The 17,959-nt window shown below is 33.6% G+C and carries 15 protein-coding genes and 1 pseudogene; 11 read left to right on the forward strand and 5 right to left on the reverse strand.

Annotation, left to right across the window (positions count from 1 at the left end):
* Positions 1-111: pseudogene (locus LB465_RS15460) on the forward strand (IS1595 family transposase); the annotation flags it as partial.
* A gap of 1,494 nt (positions 112-1,605) precedes the next feature.
* On the opposite strand, the gene LB465_RS15465 reads toward LB465_RS15460, so the two are convergent.
* From LB465_RS15465 to LB465_RS15475, 3 genes are all read right to left on the reverse strand, one after another.
* Positions 1,606-2,163, reverse strand: a complete 558-nt coding sequence (locus tag LB465_RS15465) for a hypothetical protein (RefSeq protein WP_224470829.1) — start codon at positions 2,161-2,163, stop codon at positions 1,606-1,608.
* 126 nt (positions 2,164-2,289) lie between these two features.
* Entirely contained in the window at positions 2,290-2,739 is a 450-nt protein-coding gene (locus tag LB465_RS15470; protein ID WP_224470830.1) for a hypothetical protein, read from the reverse strand.
* Between the two features lie 33 nt (positions 2,740-2,772).
* Positions 2,773-3,249 (reverse strand): hypothetical protein, encoded by a 477-nt coding sequence (locus LB465_RS15475; protein ID WP_224470831.1) that lies wholly within the window; start codon positions 3,247-3,249, stop codon positions 2,773-2,775.
* Between the two features lie 836 nt (positions 3,250-4,085).
* Here LB465_RS15475 and LB465_RS15480 point away from each other — a divergent pair.
* From LB465_RS15480 to LB465_RS15510, 7 genes are all read left to right on the forward strand, one after another.
* Positions 4,086-4,433, forward strand: coding sequence for a single-stranded DNA-binding protein (locus LB465_RS15480; protein ID WP_224470832.1), 348 nt, complete (start codon positions 4,086-4,088; stop codon positions 4,431-4,433).
* A gap of 71 nt (positions 4,434-4,504) precedes the next feature.
* Complete coding sequence (locus LB465_RS15485) at positions 4,505-4,954, forward strand: JAB domain-containing protein (RefSeq protein WP_224470833.1); 450 nt, start codon at positions 4,505-4,507, stop codon at positions 4,952-4,954.
* A gap of 384 nt (positions 4,955-5,338) precedes the next feature.
* Entirely contained in the window at positions 5,339-5,713 is a 375-nt protein-coding gene (locus LB465_RS15490; protein ID WP_317198443.1) for a BfmA/BtgA family mobilization protein, read from the forward strand.
* Between the two features lie 6 nt (positions 5,714-5,719).
* Positions 5,720-6,754, forward strand: coding sequence for a MobB family relaxase (mobB, locus tag LB465_RS15495; protein WP_224470835.1), 1,035 nt, complete (start codon positions 5,720-5,722; stop codon positions 6,752-6,754).
* A gap of 11 nt (positions 6,755-6,765) precedes the next feature.
* The gene (locus LB465_RS15500) at positions 6,766-8,379 is read left to right on the forward strand and encodes a type IV secretory system conjugative DNA transfer family protein (RefSeq protein ID WP_224470836.1); all 1,614 of its coding nucleotides are present in this window, start codon (positions 6,766-6,768) and stop codon (positions 8,377-8,379) included.
* 79 nt (positions 8,380-8,458) lie between these two features.
* Complete coding sequence (locus LB465_RS15505) at positions 8,459-8,821, forward strand: PadR family transcriptional regulator (protein WP_224470837.1); 363 nt, start codon at positions 8,459-8,461, stop codon at positions 8,819-8,821.
* A gap of 818 nt (positions 8,822-9,639) precedes the next feature.
* Positions 9,640-10,107 (forward strand): hypothetical protein, encoded by a 468-nt coding sequence (locus tag LB465_RS15510; RefSeq protein WP_224470838.1) that lies wholly within the window; start codon positions 9,640-9,642, stop codon positions 10,105-10,107.
* Positions 10,108-10,244: 137 nt separating this feature from the next.
* On the opposite strand, the gene LB465_RS15515 is transcribed toward LB465_RS15510, so the two are convergent.
* Complete coding sequence (locus LB465_RS15515; RefSeq protein WP_224470839.1) at positions 10,245-10,970, reverse strand: SOS response-associated peptidase; 726 nt, start codon at positions 10,968-10,970, stop codon at positions 10,245-10,247.
* 68 nt (positions 10,971-11,038) lie between these two features.
* Here LB465_RS15515 and LB465_RS15520 point away from each other — a divergent pair, with 68 nt between their 5' ends.
* Positions 11,039-11,455, forward strand: coding sequence for a LexA family protein (locus LB465_RS15520; protein WP_224470840.1), 417 nt, complete (start codon positions 11,039-11,041; stop codon positions 11,453-11,455).
* 1 nt (position 11,456) lies between these two features.
* The gene (locus tag LB465_RS15525; protein WP_224470841.1) at positions 11,457-12,716 is read left to right on the forward strand and encodes a Y-family DNA polymerase; all 1,260 of its coding nucleotides are present in this window, start codon (positions 11,457-11,459) and stop codon (positions 12,714-12,716) included.
* Here the strand turns inward: LB465_RS15525 and LB465_RS15530 are convergent.
* Positions 12,713-15,256 (reverse strand): UvrD-helicase domain-containing protein, encoded by a 2,544-nt coding sequence (locus LB465_RS15530; protein ID WP_224470842.1) that lies wholly within the window; start codon positions 15,254-15,256, stop codon positions 12,713-12,715. The two genes, LB465_RS15525 and LB465_RS15530, sit on opposite strands and share 4 nt — an antisense overlap.
* A gap of 363 nt (positions 15,257-15,619) precedes the next feature.
* Between LB465_RS15530 and hsdR the strand changes: the two genes are divergently transcribed.
* Positions 15,620-17,938, forward strand: a complete 2,319-nt coding sequence (gene hsdR, locus LB465_RS15535) for an EcoAI/FtnUII family type I restriction enzme subunit R (RefSeq protein WP_224470843.1) — start codon at positions 15,620-15,622, stop codon at positions 17,936-17,938.
* Positions 17,939-17,959: the final 21 nt, after the last annotated feature.

The following is a 17,959-nucleotide window of genomic DNA, read 5'->3' on the forward strand; positions in this document are numbered from 1 at the left end:
TTCTGTTTTAGGATCAACCGATCTCAGAGCAAGGCTACAATATTCAATAACCTGATCACAAAAATGGTTCAGGGCAATGTCACCTATCAATCGCAAATTATAAGTAACTAACTACTGACCTCTAAAAAATAATATAACAATATATCGGTAGATGATAGATAGTTTATTTAAAATTTGAGTGCCTTATATAAAACCTTTTACTCTAATTATTTTATAAATGTAATCCTCATTCTACGGAATAAGGCCGGAATTCAATAAATTTTTGCCAACGTCCCGTATAAAAACTGTGCGAACGGGCTAGCGTGATTGTCCGTAGGACAATCGGTCGTTGCAAGCGAGCACCAACTTTCGAATAAGCAATAAATATAGCATTGGTTTTATACACTGTTGTAAACTTTGGCGACACGTGTAATTGCTAAGGAATAATACGTGAAAGCAAAAATAATATTAGCTTTATTGGTTTATCTTGGAAATGATTTTCACTATTCAATATTCCGCACATTGGATTCTGATTCTTTTTCCTTTTTCCTATAGTTTTACGGGCTAATATTCCCATAACAGATCCAAAAGTTATGAAATGAAATAAAAATCTCCATAACTGGAAACTTCCACCATCAACTAAATAGTAAAACCCAGCCATTCCTAACGCGAAAGTTAATCCCGAAATAAGAAAAGTCTTTAATAACATTTTGTTTTCACTTTCATTTCTAATTCTTTGTTTTTGTCTGAAGCCCTTGTTTACAACTTCTCAATAAATGCAATGGTACATTTATTCCTTTTATAAAAATCCAAATTTAATATTTTCAAGGAATGCCTAATCTATGTAAACCATACTTTATGTACGGTTTAAGTTATTAATTTTAAAATAATTTGATCTGTAAAATTACGGTTCAACCATACATAGAGTAAGGTTGTTCCATTGGATTTAAAAAAGAGAAAATATATTTTTGTCTCTCCCACGGGTCTGTAAATTATAGCAGGGTTTATACTATAAAATTCAAAAGTATTTATGAAGCATTTAAATGTTCTGTACACTAAATTGGTATTGGTTTATCATCACAAACAGAATAAAGATAGAAAAGAAGCGGAAAAACTAGCATTTGTTGCCATTCGGAATATGTTCGGCGTAATTCTATTTTTCTCAATCATATTTCTAATCTGTATCTTGGAACTTTCCTTTAATTCCGTTGCGGTTTCAAGTTCTATAAAAAATTTCCCCAGATTGTATTCATACGGCATATTCGCAGGTTTGATTTTTTTGTATCTGCATATTATGAAATTAATCCTCCAACCAAGATTAATTATAATTGATCGCATTGAGACTAATAAGAACTTGAAAAAATATAATAGGGTTTATTTAAAGCTAATTATCGGAATGGCATTATTTGGCGGATTGTGTTTTGTTATAATTCGTTTATTGTATTTAAAGTTTTTATAAAGATGAAGCCTTTAATTCGTCGTCGATAATAAATGGTGGCCAAAATTATAGTTATTTGGACTAACCGCAAGACAATCTGGCTTTGGAAGTTACCAGGAAATTTGGATTTGAGATTGATTTAAGCCCTGTTTTAAAGATATAATGTCACCCAACAATTGTTAAGATGTTTAATTAATTTTATAAAACGATCCGTTTGAAAATTCTAAATATTCAATTCCCTTTTCTGAAGAATAAAGTATTTTACTAATTTTTGAATCAGCACTACAATTTTCGAAAACTAACACATTTGTAAAATCATCTCCTGCTAAGGAAATATTAGTAATTCTTTCTTCTATAGGTTGATCTAAAAAAATTCTACATCCTTGGCTAAAAATATATGACTCACCTCGACCGATCTCAATTGTAAATTCGCCATCATATGATTTGTTTATTTCCAGCTTAAGAGTAAAATCTTCTGAACTAAAAAATAAATGGCTGTAGGATCTTTCATATTCAGTAAATGAACAACTTTCAGGTCCAGGCTTCCATCTGTCGCTTTCTATTTTAGTCGGTGTACTCTGGGCAAGAATGATTTGGCCATCTTCATTTAAATATTCGATCTCATCGTAGCCGTTATATGGTATAAGCTCCTTTTCATAATCTGAGAGAGGATCTTCTCCAAGAACTTCTTCTTTACAACAACCTGTAAGGAGGGTGACTAAAATTATTAAATAATATTTTCTCATAGTTTTATTTCATGTTGGGTAACGCTCCGTTTAAAAACAATGCGAGCTAGCGTGAATGGTTCTCCACAGGACAAACCACTAAGCAAACAAGCACTAATTTTTGATTTTAGACAAGTTTGTAGCAAGTTATTGTTCTTCTAATTCTACCGAAATTATTTGTTGATTTTCAAGCTTAGGAATTAATACGTGATAGGTTACAGTCAGGGCTACAGCTGCCTCATTTTGAGTAAAAATTACTTTTAGAATTAAATTTTGTGTAACACAACTTTTTGAAAGTTCATAATTAATGGACTGATTGCCCTGGCTGAGTGATTTCTTTCCAATTATTAAATCATACTTAGAAAAATTTATTTCAGGAGTACAGCTAACCATATTCAATTCTTCAAAACTTTCCTGGTTTGAAATAATTAAATAATTTTCTTCAATATCAACATCGGAATATCTTATATCAGGACAGCCATATTCATTTTCTAAGCTGGTAATATTTATTTTGTTACTTGTACAATTGTCTTTTTTGCTACAGGAAAAAACCACAATTATTAGTGTAAATAGTAGAAATCTTATCTTAAAAATCATAAAATTAAATTTATATCAATATTTACTTTTGGATTAGAGAATTATATCCTTTATTTCCTTAAATTCTTTTTTTGAAACATTAATTCTTATAATTCCATTATTAGCTCTAGAACCGTACAATGCTTGGTCTATGATTTCATTACTAAAATTAATTGACTGAATTTTTCTTTCGTTTAGAAGTGGAGTAAGGCTATTAATAGTTTCTTCAGATGGATTGGCTGACATTATAACTGGCTTCATATTTTCTGAAGTAAACATATAAATAGGTCTATAAATTGTAGTAGCATTATAACCTTCTTGCTCTTTAACACCATGTGGATTTCCAGATGTTTTATAAACATTCTGATCATTTAATATTCTATTTTTAAATAATTTAATTCTACCCTTTAGATTTTCATTTTGAAAATTTAAAATCCATTCGGAATTTTGTTCTTTAGTTACTATAATATCTTGACTATAAACTAAATGAGTGAAAAAAAGTGCGAAAATTAGTAGTGTGAAATTCTTCATTTTTTTGATTTTAAATTTATTATAAAATGGGTTATACTCCTTTTAAGATGAATAATATGTAAGAAAGTTGCTTATAAAATTTACTACAATTGTAAATATGAATGCATTGGAGCATTTGTATCTTTAAAAAACCAAATTTAGGTTTTATTAGGAACTTCTTAACGATGGTAAACCTTACTATTTATACGGTTTGTATGAATAACTTAATTTTTTATACTATTCAAATTTACCATATGCGTTCAGCAATAAATCCTTAAAGCTTTAAAGGATTAGAATAAATTGAAATATCAATACCCCACTCAGCACATTAGCCCTTCGTCCCTCCAGGCTAAAGAGCTTCATTTAACAGCACCGGACACAAGTGAAAAACCGCCACCTCCATTTCACTTTTTCCGCACAAATGGCGGAAACGCTTCACTCCTTGTTCTGGTTTTCCACTTAAGTCCTCTAAATGATTTCATAATTAATTTAATTCCGCTTCCTGCTCCTTTCCTACTCTTCCATTTCCAAATTAGCATTTCCCCGACCTTCACTGCCACTACCTTTTTTCTGTAATGCAAAATACCAAAATTTAGAAGTTAGTCCAGACTGCATAAAGCCGGTCCCTTCACTCCCTTTTTATAAGTCCTTCCTAATTCTAAATCTTGAAAGTGTATCAGCATCAAAAAAAGGTAACAGTGACGGCTCTACGGGAAGTAAATCTAATAGCGGAAAAATGAAATCATACAAAATCCACAAAAAGGAAGCGGAATTAAAAAAATCAAAAAAGGAAAACGCTCAGGATACAATAAGTAAATCAGTTAAAAATCAATTATAAACCTTTAAAACTTTTAGTTATGAAAACGCTTAGAAACACAGTACAGTTAATTGGAAACGTAGGAGAAGATCCAAAATCCCACAAGTTTGAAAATGGAATGTTAGTGACCCGATTTTCTCTGGCCACCAATGAACAATTTTTTAAAGACGGAGAGAAAATTCAGGAAACCCAATGGCATCAGCTGGTCGCCTGGAGTAAGCAGGCGGAGCTTGCTAATAAGTATATCGCTAAGGGAAAGGAAATTGCTATTAAAGGCAAATTAACTTATCGCTCCTATAACAATGAAGCTGGAGAAAAACAGTACATCACAGAAATTCTGGTAAATGAGATCCTTTTATTGAACAGCTCAAAACAGGATAATAATTAATTAAAAGCAAAGAGGGCGTCATCGTCGAAAATTGCGCCCTCTTTCATTATCTAACTTTAAACAAATCAATAATGGAAACCAAAGTTAATGAAATCGCAATAAGTTATAGCGGAAGTATTAAAACAAAATTACTTCCCAAAATATCTTCTTCCCGTGATGCTGCTACCCTTCTTTTTGAGCATTGGGATAAACAAAATATTGAACTCTTTGAAAGTTTTAAAATGCTGCTCCTTAATAATTCAAATAAGGTAAAAGGTATTTACACGCTCTCTACAGGAGGCATCACCGGAACTTTAGTAGATATAAGAATCGTATTTGCTGTAGTTCTAAAGTCCGTTACGACCTCTATAATTTTAGCACATAACCATCCCTCGGGAACCCTTAAACCCAGTCAACCCGATAAATCACTAACGGAAAAGATCAAAAAAGCAGGGGAACTTTTTGATATTAAGGTATTGGATCATTTGATACTTACTCCCGATGGGGATTACTTCAGTTTTGCAGATGAAGGGATGTTATAATACACTAAAGTAAGATTTTTATAAACGGGTTATGAGCATCATGATCCGTTTTTTCTGTTTACAGAATTCTCAATTATTCTTCCAATTCTCTACAGTTTATTTCAAAGATTTTCTTTCCCAATCATAAAAAATGAGATTCCGTTTTTTACTAATTAAAGCGCTATTAAATTCAATTTAATAGTTGAAATTTTTGTCCCTGCGGGACGAAAAGGTAAAGCAAGAGGGTAACGGGCAGAACCCCGTTAAGAATCACCTTTTTGAATATAAATAACTGTTTACCAGTTATTTAAATAATTTTATTCAAGGGTCAAAATTAAAATGAAGTTGCTTTATTACTAAAAACCTTTGAAACCCATTGAGAAATGGCAGAAAATTTACTAAAAAATGGATGAAGAATATAAAAAAGAGAAGTTCGAGACTCTTAAGATCAAGACTTCCGTAGCTAAAAAATTTAGACGGTTCAGCCGGTCTTTATCTAAATCTCAATCAATGACACTATTATCGATGGTTGATTTTTTTGAAATGAATAGTATTTCTCCAAATGAAATGATGGGTCCAAAAATGGAGACTCTGGAAAACCTTATCAAAAAAAGAATAAATGCAGTAATCGCAATTTTGAAGGATATGGAGAAGAATAAAGTAAACCCCACTTTAGGCATTTTGGAAGCACTAATGGAAGCTGCTGATCCCAAAAATAACTACGAAAATCGAAAAAGAGATTATGAGCAAGACGATACTCACCCCGACTTTTATAAATAACTCGCTATGTATATCACTATTACACCACAGAAACTGGGATCAAATTATTCTCAAAGTGCCGCAGGCTTTGTTGATTACCTGGAGAAAGAAAACCAGCTTCCCGGTATGGAAAAAGATCATGAGTTTTTCTTTTATCAGAAAGAGGATGGTATTTCTCCAGAGGTGGTCATCAAGGAAATAGATGCCAACACCGCCAAGCTCAAAAAAATTGAACCGAAATTTTACTCAATAACCGTAAATCCCTCAGCATACGAACTAAAAAAACTACAAAACAACTCAGAAGCTTTAAAGCAATATACCAGGGAACTAATGAAAGATTATGCCTCCTGTTTTAACCGGGAAATTAATGGTCGTCCTGTTACCGTAAACGATATTAAATATTTCGCAAAAATCGAACACCAGAGAGCATTTAAAGGAACTGACTTTCAGGTAAAAGAAAACCAACCTTATGCTTCTAAAATATTGCAGCTTAAAAATGAGGTTCGAAAGATCGAACGTGGCGAATTGGTGGGGGATATTAAAGCCAAAGAAGTGCAGATTCTTAAACTGGAAAGGGAAGCTCCTTACCAGCAAAACCGACAACGCATTGTACAGGGAATGCTTAAGGAAGGTAACCAAAGCCATATCCATATTATTGTAAGCCGAAAAGATGCTTCCAATTCCTTTAGTTTATCCCCTGGAAGCAAATACAAAAGTTCTGAGGTGGAAATGAATGGTAAATTGATAAAAAGAGGATTTGACAGGGATCTTTTTTTTCAAAAGGCTGAAAAGACATTTGATAAGACCTTTCAGTACCAACGCAATTTCGTAGAAACTTACCAGGCCCGGAAAGACTTTATTAAAAGTCCGAAATTATATTTTTCTGCAATTGTGGGACTTCCCGCTTCAGAAAAAGCATTGGCTATGAAAATGCTTAGGGAAACCGGAATTCCGATGCTTCCTGCGGTACCACTTTCTAAAGCCCAACTAACTGTGAAATTCATTAAATCTATTCAACGAGGAATTCATTTAGCCTCAAAATCTGCATCAATAGGAATTTAAATTCATCTGCTATGGAAACAAACTTCATTAATATAATATTCTGTATTGCTATCGGAAGTGGCATTTTTTTCCGAATGTATAAATTAACGTCATTCGCTTTTCCTTTAAATTTACTGCTTTCCAGTTTATTTATTTGGGGGATTTTACCTGATGACCCGTCCTTCAAAGAAATAGCAACTATAGGTCTTTACTTAGGTTGCCCCCTTTTGTTAATTAATACCGTCCTTTATGTGTTTATACCTAAAAAAGAACCGTCAAATATTGAGATTAAATACCAGGTGCAGTTTAAAACCCAAAATGGTAGATTTCAAATCAATAATGTTAAGCGAGGGGTTTCTGTAATAGGCGCTGCAGGTAGTGGCAAAACAGAAAGTGTGGTCTATAACCTGTTGGATCATTTCAGCCGAAATTCTTTCTGTGGACTTATACACGACTATAAAGATTTCGAAATCACCGAAATGGCTTACCCTCTCTTCAGGAATCGGAATACACCGTCTTATATCCTCTCTTTTGATAAAATAATTCATCGGGTAAACCCTATTGCACCGAGATATATGGTAAATGAAGAGGATATTAATGAGGTGTCTCGAGTTTTAATTGAAAACCTCCTGGAGCAAAAAGAAACAGGTGCCACAGGAATAAATAAATTTTTTAATGATGCCGCGCAGGGATTAATTTCCGGACTTATATGGAAACTAAAAGTTTCTTTTCCTGAGTATTGTACCCTCCCTCATCTCATTGCTATTTACCAAAACCTGGACACCGATGAGCTTATTGATTTTTTGAAATCTAACCAGACTTCCCGGGCTTTTGCAGATGCTTTTATTAGTGGTAAGGATTCTGAAAGACAAACTGCCGGAGTAAAAAGCACGCTTTCTACTGCCCTGATGAAGATTAGTAGTAAACGTATTTTCATGGCACTGGCAGCAGATGATATTCCTCTCAATATTAATAATCCTCAGAATCCAGCGGTGATTTCTTTGATAAATAACCCAAAATATGACTCCTCATATTCCCCGATCATCGCCACTATAATGCATACCATTGTAAAGCAAATGAGCGTGAGGCATTCCAGGTCATCTTTCCTCCTTATTGAAGAAGCTCCAACTATAAGGCTATTAAATATGCACCGCATCCCGGCTACCTTGAGAAGTTATGATATAGCCACCGTATATGTGATGCAGGATAAAATTCAGAACGATATGATGTATGGGGACAAAGCCAGTAAGGCAATTTTAAGTAACCTGTCCTATCAGTTCTTTGGAAAAGTGAATGATCCTGACACCGCACGCTTTTACGAGCGTTTTTTCGAAATTATAAAAGATGAAACAAAAACAGTAATGCGGGGAACCGGTCTGGATTTCGATACAAAAATTTCTACCGGAGAAAAAGAGATTTATAAGGTTAGGGCTAATGTGTTTTTTAGTCTGAAACAGGGAGAATTTATTACTTATGCTGATGGAATTGATAAAAAAGTTCAATTTAAACAGCAGAATATTAAACGGGAACTACCCGATGTGACAAAGTTCTTTTCCGAGGAAGACATCAATGAAAATTATATAAAGATTTATAGAGAGGTTCGCTCAATCTGTAAGGATAAAAAAGTAAAGAAAGATCTAAAATAATCTAAATAAAGTTTCAAGTATCACAAACCAAAAAAAATTATATCTTTGTATTATACAAGATGTATAATACTATATGTTTATGAGCAAAGATTTATTACCCGATCTACTCTCCTCCTGGGAAGAAACCTATAAAAAAGGGCAATTAACTTTATGGATATTCCTGGCATTGAAAGATGGACATAAATATGTTGATGAAATCAAGAAATTTATTGAAGAAAAATCCAAAAACACTATCCAGTGTGAGGAACAGAGCCTTTATAGGAATTTACGCAAATATGAACATATTGATGTAGTAAGTTATGAAAATAGAAAGGGAAATAAAGGTCCTGATAGAAAATATTACTTCTTAACCCAAATAGGAATGGAATTACTTGAAAAATTTATTGACAGAAATATCAATTTATTTTTCAACCCTGAAATAAATAACCTTTTAAAAAAATAGATATGAAAACTCTAATAACTTCTAACCTATTAAAATTCACTTTAACTGCAACAATACTTACAATTATCTTCCGGTTTGGTTTAAGTATGTCCCTAACAAATCAAATGTTTATAGCAGTCTTTATCTGTGCAGTGTTTTATGCTGTATTAATGTTTCTTAGTGGAATGTACTTTGGGAAAAAAGAGTATTATGAGGATCTGCCAATTTATGATATCGGTTTTAGATTTCATCTTTGCACATTTTTGGCATATAACTTAATCTCATTTTTCTGGTTTATATTGGGTTTTCAATCTAGCTATGAAAATATTAGTAATATTTACATCACAGCAATAATCTGGGCAGTATTTCTAATTATTCATTTTATTTATTATTTATCACTTAGAAAATCCAGTATCAAAAACTTGGATAAAAACGACATCTTCGAATAAAGATTTTAGTTTTTAGTACTCTTGAGCTTGCCCACGATGTTAAGGAAAACCGGTTCGAACTAAAATTGCTATAATCAACAGCCCACACAGGCTTTAAGTATGGATAGAAAAGAAATACTTACACTAGTAATAATATTGAAATCCAAGGGGCCAGAAGAGTTGTTTTTGATGTTACCTTCGATTAAATTAAATTTGTGATTAGTATTGGCTCGGAAAAACATCCAGAAAATTAAAATAAGATTTGTGGGAATTGCAACCAGATTTATTTACTAAATTTATCTTTTTCCATCTAAAGCTATTCTGTCAAGTTTAATTCTATTAAAATTTGGTGTTAGATTTGAGAAGATTTAAATTTAAAAATTACCTCTTTATTAATTGAATAATTATACGATGAAAATTACCAAACCATTAATATTAATATTTTGCCTTTTTTCAAGTTTATCATTTTATGCACAAACAAAAGATTCCATAAAAAGCATATCATCTAAATTTTATACTCATGTTGGCTCTTCTGCTATAGATCAACCTTTATCTCTCAAAAAATTAAACTTCCAAAGAAGCACACCAAGCCTTGTACTATATAACAGTACAACCAACTTGTACGATATTTATTTAGATGGGAATGGCAGTTATAGCTACAGTGGCTCTAATATTAGGTTCAGACATAAATCAAATTTTTTAACTACTCTATTTCTTGGAAATGATTCTTTTACTGAAAGTAATACTCTTTTACCAAACAGTACTTTATTATTAGACGAGGACGATACTTACAGAGTACGGGATTCTTTTAATCCCCATGGGGCTTCTAATATTTCTGAAGCTCTGATAGGTGGAGTTTTAGGATTATTATTTAATTAATGCGCTATTGCGATTAATGATAAGTGAGTAAACAGAGTATTTTCAAAATAGAATTAAAATGCCAGTCAAAATTAATTGGCACAAAAAACCACCAGAACATGAACTAATCGGTGGGTTTTTGAAAATATAATGAATATCTAAAAAAACTTCCCTTGTTCCCCCTCTGTATCTTCCACAGGTTCTAAAATTTCGGGGGTATTGGTATTAATATTGCGTTTATAGATATTGGCTACCGAATGTGCTTTAAATGGTTCTCTCATAAAGCTGGTTGCCAACACTTCTTTAATTCCACTATCATTGAGATCTGGATCCAACCATTCCTTTACAAAATCAGGATCCAGAACCAGGGGCATCCTTTTTTTCTTATTATGAATTTTTTCAAAAAAATCATTAGCTTCAGTGGTTACCATGCTTACAGTCCAATAATCATCATCAATTTCGGTGTAAATTCCTGCAAAGGAAAATAGCTTCCTGCCTTCCAGGTAGCAATATTTTGGAACGGCCTTAGCTTTGAAATTGTCATTTGGATAATGGGGTTCAAAGAATCCATCGGCAAGGATTAAACAGCGTCTTTCCCTGGTTGCTTCCCTATACAATTTACTTGTCAGTAGTGATTCTCCTCTTGCATTAAGTGTGTTATAGTTTTTTCGGAATCCCTCAATATCTATCTCTTCCTTCGGAACTAAGCCCCACTCCATAGCTAAAATAGCATCCGGTTCGTTCATTGGAATACAGAACATATAAGGATGCAAATGTCCCGACAAATGATACCAGGGCTCGTAAACTTCCGGATATCGCATAATTGCGTCGGTTTGCTTTTCAATAGCCCTTAATTTTTTGGTAAGACTGGTTTCGTAACACATAATTTTAATTTTGGATTTATTCCTATTATATGGATTTTTACCTAATTTTGCTTTTCAATCTGTGACTAATGAAAATTTACGAAAAATATTCTTTACATAATTTAGTATTTCCCATTTCTTCTAACGGAATTTCTGCCGGTTTTCCCTCTCCGGCAGATGACCACCTGGAAGATCTTATTGACCTTAACCAACAGCTAATCAAGAATAAAGAAGCAACATTCTTTGGCCGGGCAGAAGGTGATAGTATGATTGGTGCCGGGATTGGTAATGGTGATTTATTGGTAATTGATAAAAGTCTAAGACCAAAAAATCAAAATATTGCAGTATGCTTTTTAGATGGTGAATTTACCGTGAAACGTATTAAAATTGAAAAGGATATTATCTGGCTGGTAGCCGAAAATGAAAAATATAAGCCAATTAAAGTGACTAGTGAAAATGATTTTGTGATCTGGGGAATTGTTACTCATTGCATTAAAGACCTATAATATGTTTGCCCTGGTAGATTGCAATAATTTCTATGCGAGTTGTGAACGCGTTTTTGATCCTTCCCTCCGGAATAAACCCGTTGTTGTGCTAAGCAATAACGATGGCTGCGTAATAGCGCGAAGTAACGAAGCTAAAGCAATGGGTATTCCTATGGGTGCACCGGCTTTTCAATTTGAGAAAGATTTTGAAGCTAAAGGAATTTCGGTTTTCTCCAGTAATTATTCCCTTTATGGAGATATGAGCGGACGGGTAATGAATATCCTATCCCAGTTCACCCCGGATATTGAAATTTACTCCATAGATGAATCTTTTCTTAAGTTTAATGGTTTTGAATTATACGATCTGGAGCGAATTGGCAAAGAGATGGTGGAAAGTGTGCTCAGGCAAACCGGTATACCTATAAGTGTTGGTCTGGCTCCTACCAAAGCTCTGGCAAAAATTGCTAATAAGATCGCCAAGAAATTTGCCGAACGCACCGGTAGTGTTTATGCAATTGATTCTGAAGAAAAGAAAGAAAAAGCACTACGCTGGACTAAAATTGGTGATGTATGGGGAATTGGCCGCCAACACGAAAAACGATTACTGGATATTAACGTAAAAAATGCCTGGGATTTTATTCAGTTACCCAATGAATATGCTCTGAAAAAAATGAGCGTAGTAGGCTTAAGACTAAAACGGGATTTATCAGGTGAAAGCACCCTGGATTTTGAAGAAGTAAAAAATAAAAAGAACATTGCAGTAACCCGAAGCTTTGAAAAAATGTACAGTGAGTTTGAGGATCTTAGGGAACGGGTAGCTACCTATGCGGCAAAGGCTGCGACAAAACTACGCAAACAGGATTCCAACTGCACCATACTCTATGTATTTCTACTTACCAATCCTTTTAGAAGCGACTTAAAGCAGTATCGCGCCAATATAGTGGTAAAACTATCCAACCCTAGCAATTCTACTATGGTATTGACCAAAGCTGCATTATATGGCCTTGAAAAGATTTTCAAGCCCGGTTACCAATACAAAAAAGCAGGAGTAATTATTATGGGAATTACACCGGCCTCTGAACGTCAGCTTTCATTGTTTTCTGCGGAAGATCCCCGACACCATATACTTATGAAAACTATAGACCGGCTAAACACTACGGAAAATGGAAAAGTAAAATTTGCTGCAATGGATCTTGGCCGAACCTGGAAAATGAAACAGGAACGGTTGTCAAACAGATACACTAGCAGGATTGATGAGATTATTCGGGTTAAGTGTAATTAAATTTTATTGTGAACAAAACTTTTCTCGAAATCGTCTTTATTAGCATTCTGCTCTCTATTTAAATAATTACTTTCCGTAATAGTATAATTGCAATAGCCAAAATTGTCGCACGAATAGAAATTCCCATAAGGACCCTTTTTAAACATCAATTTTCCTGTTGTACACCATTCACAATTGGGCCTTTCATCCTCTTGAACTTCCTTGTCAATTTCCTCTACAAATTTAGAAGGGTTTGTCAAGTCCTTTAGTAAATAAACACGTTTTTTAGCACGGGTTATGGCAACATAAAATAATCTACGTTCTTCACCATTTGGAAATTGATCTGCTGAAGAAAGTAAAATGCTCAATAATGGATCATCGGCAACTTCTGATGGGAATCCATAGGTTCCTCCTTTTCCATTAATAATTATTACGTGATCAGCTTCCAGACCTTTTGCTGAATGTACTGTCATGAAATCTAATTTTATTTGAGGACTGCTTTTTAAGTAAAATCTAAATCTGTTCAATTTAGAATCAAATCGTTGAATTATCAATTCAGAATTTTTAAATATTTTTACGTCATGATTATACCTACCCAACATCATTATTGAAGTATCTAACTTCTCGGTTTTGTTAATTATTTCTTTCAAAATTTCATCAACTACAGAGACTGCTTCTTTATTCTCATAAAATGGAAAAATACTTAAAACCTCCTCTTGGTTATCATTTCCGCTTATAAGATTTTTATTTAACTGATTCGGGTTTTTTAAAATAAATTCACTGGATAGATCAATAAGCTCTTGATTAAATCTATAGGTTTTTTCTATAAATTGCTTTTCTGTTTTTCTATTAAAACCACTTATTTCTGAACTTCCAAATCGTTTCTCAAATTCTGTAAAAAACCCAATATCACTGCCTGTAAATCGAAAAATACTTTGCCAGTCATCACCGACACAGAATAATTTAGTTTCCGGTTGAGTATCCAATAAGGACTTTACTAATCCGTAACGAGCCTGAGAAATATCTTGAAACTCATCTATGATAATATATTTATAAGGAGATTCAAATTTTCCATTACCAATAGCTTCGGTAGCCAGATTTATCATATCGCTGAAATCAATCTCCCCTCTACTATTAAGGAAATTCTCGTAAAGTTTATAGACCGGTTCAAAGATTTCCAGAAATTTTAATACTCTTTGATTATTATTGTTTTTAGCAGTTCTTTTTAAAGTCTGTATATCCTGATTATTCGACTTCAATAAAACAAGAAAAGTATAAAGTAATTGAGTTAAATCACTTATTTCCCTAGGGTGATTAGCTTTTATAAAATCCCAAAATTCCTTATCCGTCATAGGATTGAAAGTAACTCCTTTCTGAATAAGCTTTTTTTCTAATTCATCCAGCAAAACCCCATTTCCTTGTTGGTAGGAATATGTTTCGACAAGAGTTGTTCCGTTTTTCCTGTGCTCATTCTGTTTCCAATGAATCCCTTCCGTATAAATCTCCTGAGCAGATCTTTCCTGACCATCTTGAAACCAGGAAGGAACATTTCCGTCTTCGCCAATTGCAAAATGTTCAATATAAATATCACTATCTGTTAGATGGAAATCAGGTTTATACTGTCCGAATTTTTTACTCGCAGTTTTAAATTTATAGGGCTCTTCATATTTATATTTTATTCGGTTTCTAAATAAAAAATTTGCAATGTTAACTTCTTCCTGACTTTTATACTTTTCCCTAAATTTTCCCTTCCCATTTAAAAAGCTTATTTCCTTATATCCATACAACTTCTGCTCGCGAATATAATTGTAATAATCACTTTCGCTCTCAAAACTGTCCGGGTCCTTGTATGGTTTTAGATAAAAGCTTAGAAATTCGTTTAGCTTATTAAAGTATTCGTTATCTTTTTTAGCTATGGAAAGTAATTCTTCAATAAGTTCAAGGTTTTGCTTCTGGCCGAAACCAAGAATAGTAGGTTTTTCATTCCCCGCTTCTGCAATAATTTCCAAACCTAGCTTGTGAAATGTTTTCACGGGAATATTTAATTCCATTTTATCCCGAATTCTTTCATTCATTTCATCTGCCGACTTTTTTGTAAAACTGATAAGTAATATTTCATCTTTCTTATAGTCGCACTTTTCTAAAAGGTATTTTACTTTCCCGGCTATTGTGGTAGTTTTCCCGCTTCCAGCACCAGCAACTACAATATTGTTATCTTCATTTTTAATAATTGCGCTACGCTGCTGGTGATCTAAAGATTTTCCTTCAATATCATTGAAGTACTGTTGGGTTTCTTTCAATTCTTTTTTTAAAAATTCTTCATTATGAGCTATCACATTTTCAGATAGACCAGAAAAATAATTGAGAAATTTATTGAAGACTTTAGTTTCACTTTGAAAATCTGGTAAAATTTGATAATCAGAATTATTAAGGATTCCGGCCAGATTTTCTAATGGCCTTCTGTGCTGATAAATTTGATAATTAGACAAGTACTCATCTCGTCTTAAAAAATCCTCCGTAGACTTTACAAACTGAACCGCTATTGGGATGAATTTTATCAATCTTTTCTTTAACACTTCATGGGCAGCCCTTAATTCCGCCTGTTTTCTTTTATTTTTTCTAATAGTTTGAAAAATGAAATAGAAAATTAAAATGAGAAAAATAGTAAAGAAATAGTACATACGGGGGGGGGAATTAGATTGATACTGTCAAAAGTATAAATAACTCACTTATTTTTTTAAAATCAGAAAATTAATCCTATTGAAATTATTTTTTCTCATTCGCACGTAATTCTCACATCTCTTTAACTTTTAATCATTTTTGTCTAAATTGTACCCCATTAACAAGCCCTACCTTGGAACATATTGAATTTACTCAAACTATAGGGAAATTGATATGTCATTTTTGAATCGACCCCAATCAATATGAACAAGAAAGATCTTTCTGAATCTGATACCAGAGCAAATTTTATTGACCCAAAATTGGCTGAAAGCCTATGGGAATCTATTCATATTGTGCGAGAATATTATTTTACCGACGGAAGAAAGTTGTTAGGAAATAAAAGGGGAAAACGGCTTTTTCTGGATTATCTTTTAAAGTTCAACAACAAAAACCTGGCAATAGTAGAAGCAAAAAAGTTAGATGATCATCCTACTAAAGGCTTACAACAAGCGCTAGAATATGCCCAAAAGTTGAAAATTAATTTTGTATACGCCACCAATGGGAAGCGTATATACGAGTTTGACAGACAATTGGGGAAAGGCGACTATATTGAAGAATTCCCCACGCCACAAGAACTTTACGAACGTCTTTTTGGAGAGAAAAATAAACTTAAAGAAAGACTTCATAACATTCCATTTTTATTAACTGGAAATTTTGCACCTCGCTATTATCAGGAAATTGCGGTTAATAAAGTAATGGAGCATATTTCCGATGGGCACATGCGTATGTTATTAACGCTGGCAACAGGAACAGGCAAAACCTTTATTTCCTTTCAAATTGTACATAAATTGTTACAAGCAAAATGGAACTTGGAAGGTGATGATCGAAGACCTCGTATTTTATTTTTGGCTGATCGAAATGTTCTTGCCGATCAAGCAATCAATACATTCAACCCTTATGAAAAAGATGTTGTAAAAATTGATGGAGAAGAAATTCGAAAAAGAAATGGCGTAATCCCTACAAATGCTTTTATATTTTTTGCGATCTATCAGGCTATAGCAGAACGTGAAGATATCGGTGGTTACTACAAAGAATACCCGAAAGACTTTTTTGATTTAATTGTTATTGATGAGTGCCATAGAGGAAGCGCAAACGAAGAAGGTTCCTGGCGGGCGATACTAGATCATTTTAGCCCTGCAGTACATTTGGGGTTAACCGCTACCCCAAAACGCGATGATAATATAGATACCTATAAATATTTTGGAAAGCCCATTTATGAATATTCCCTAAAAGAAGGGATTCAAGATGGATTTTTAACTCCGTATAAGGTAAAACGGGTCACGACCAATATAGATGAATATATCCATACCAACGATAGCAAAATTATTCAAGGAGAGGTGACCAAAGACCGTTATGAGATCAGCGATTATAACAAAAGTATCACTATCAATCAGCGTACAGATTTAGAGGCTAAAATAATTTTACAACAAATTGGGGAAATGGAGAAAACTATCGTTTTTTGCTCCAATCAGGATCACGCCTTAGATTTAAGAGACTATATAAACAAGCATAAAAAAGTTTCAGATCCGGATTATTGCGTTCGCGTTACCAGTGATGAAGGTAAAAATGGTCGCGATTTTCTGGAAGCATTCCAAGATAACGACAAAGATATACCGGTAATTTTAACTTCCTCTAAAATGCTAACTACGGGTGTTGATGCTCGTAACGTGCGCAATGTAGTCTTAACGGCTCCCATAAGTTCTATGGTAGAGTTTAAACAAATTATTGGAAGGGGAACACGTATTTTTGAAGGAAAAGATTTCTTTACCATTATTGATTTTGTTGGAGCTTCCAATTTGTTTTATGACGCTAATTGGGACGGCGAACCAGATGTTCCTTCTGATGAAGCCGAAGGGCTCGGAGAAGAAAAGAAAGTCCGAAAAAAACGTACTCAATTAGAAGCTAAAGAAGATGGTGAAGAATACCAGCGTAAGGAAAAGCTAATTGTAGATTTGTCTAACGGCAGACAATTAAAAGTTACCGATATAGATATTCGCTATATCGATGAAAACGGAAGACCACTTACGGTAAGAGAATTTTTAGAAAAATTAATTGGAGAATTACCGGCGATTTATAAAGATGAAGCTCATTTGCGCAAAATATGGTCAAATCCAGATACCCGTGCCGATTTACTGGCTAAACTGGGGGATTTAGGTTTCGATAACGCCCAGCTAAATGATTTGCGGGATATGATTGCTTCTCCAGATTGTGATATTTTTGATGTCTTATCACATATTTCTTTTTCTTCAGAATTAATGACCCGGAAGCAACGTGTTAAATTTGTAAAAGATGATGTGCAATTTTTTGAAGTCTATAAAAACCTGGAAGCCAAAGATTTTTTGGAGTTCATTCTAAAACATTATGAAGAATATGGAATTGAAGAATTGCAACGCGATAAACTGGGAGATTTGGTAAAGCTAAAACTAGGCACATCAAAAGATGCCAAAACAGCCTTTGGGGATATGAAAACACTTCTAGGGGCCTATTACAAACTACAAGAAAATATTTATAGAGCGGGATAGACTTCCGCAGAAAAGATTAAC

The organism is Salegentibacter lacus, assembly GCF_020164555.1.
GTDB lineage: Bacteria > Bacteroidota > Bacteroidia > Flavobacteriales > Flavobacteriaceae > Salegentibacter > Salegentibacter lacus.

Excerpts from the sequence above, each read along its gene's own strand:
- LB465_RS15515 (WP_224470839.1), bottom strand. The coding sequence starts at position 10,970 with ATGTGTTACGAAACCAGTCTTACCAAAAAATTAAGGGCTATTGAAAAG.
- hsdR (WP_224470843.1), top strand. The coding sequence starts at position 15,620 with ATGAACAAGAAAGATCTTTCTGAATCTGATACCAGAGCAAATTTTATT.
- LB465_RS15520 (WP_224470840.1), top strand. The coding sequence starts at position 11,039 with ATGAAAATTTACGAAAAATATTCTTTACATAATTTAGTATTTCCCATT.
- LB465_RS15510 (WP_224470838.1), top strand. The coding sequence starts at position 9,640 with ATGAAAATTACCAAACCATTAATATTAATATTTTGCCTTTTTTCAAGT.
- LB465_RS15465 (WP_224470829.1), bottom strand. The coding sequence starts at position 2,163 with ATGAGAAAATATTATTTAATAATTTTAGTCACCCTCCTTACAGGTTGT.
- mobB (WP_224470835.1), top strand. The coding sequence starts at position 5,720 with ATGTATATCACTATTACACCACAGAAACTGGGATCAAATTATTCTCAA.
- LB465_RS15475 (WP_224470831.1), bottom strand. The coding sequence starts at position 3,249 with ATGAAGAATTTCACACTACTAATTTTCGCACTTTTTTTCACTCATTTA.
- LB465_RS15490 (WP_317198443.1), top strand. The coding sequence starts at position 5,339 with ATGGATGAAGAATATAAAAAAGAGAAGTTCGAGACTCTTAAGATCAAG.
- LB465_RS15480 (WP_224470832.1), top strand. The coding sequence starts at position 4,086 with ATGAAAACGCTTAGAAACACAGTACAGTTAATTGGAAACGTAGGAGAA.
- LB465_RS15505 (WP_224470837.1), top strand. The coding sequence starts at position 8,459 with ATGAGCAAAGATTTATTACCCGATCTACTCTCCTCCTGGGAAGAAACC.
- LB465_RS15500 (WP_224470836.1), top strand. The coding sequence starts at position 6,766 with ATGGAAACAAACTTCATTAATATAATATTCTGTATTGCTATCGGAAGT.
- LB465_RS15485 (WP_224470833.1), top strand. The coding sequence starts at position 4,505 with ATGGAAACCAAAGTTAATGAAATCGCAATAAGTTATAGCGGAAGTATT.
- LB465_RS15470 (WP_224470830.1), bottom strand. The coding sequence starts at position 2,739 with ATGATTTTTAAGATAAGATTTCTACTATTTACACTAATAATTGTGGTT.
- LB465_RS15525 (WP_224470841.1), top strand. The coding sequence starts at position 11,457 with ATGTTTGCCCTGGTAGATTGCAATAATTTCTATGCGAGTTGTGAACGC.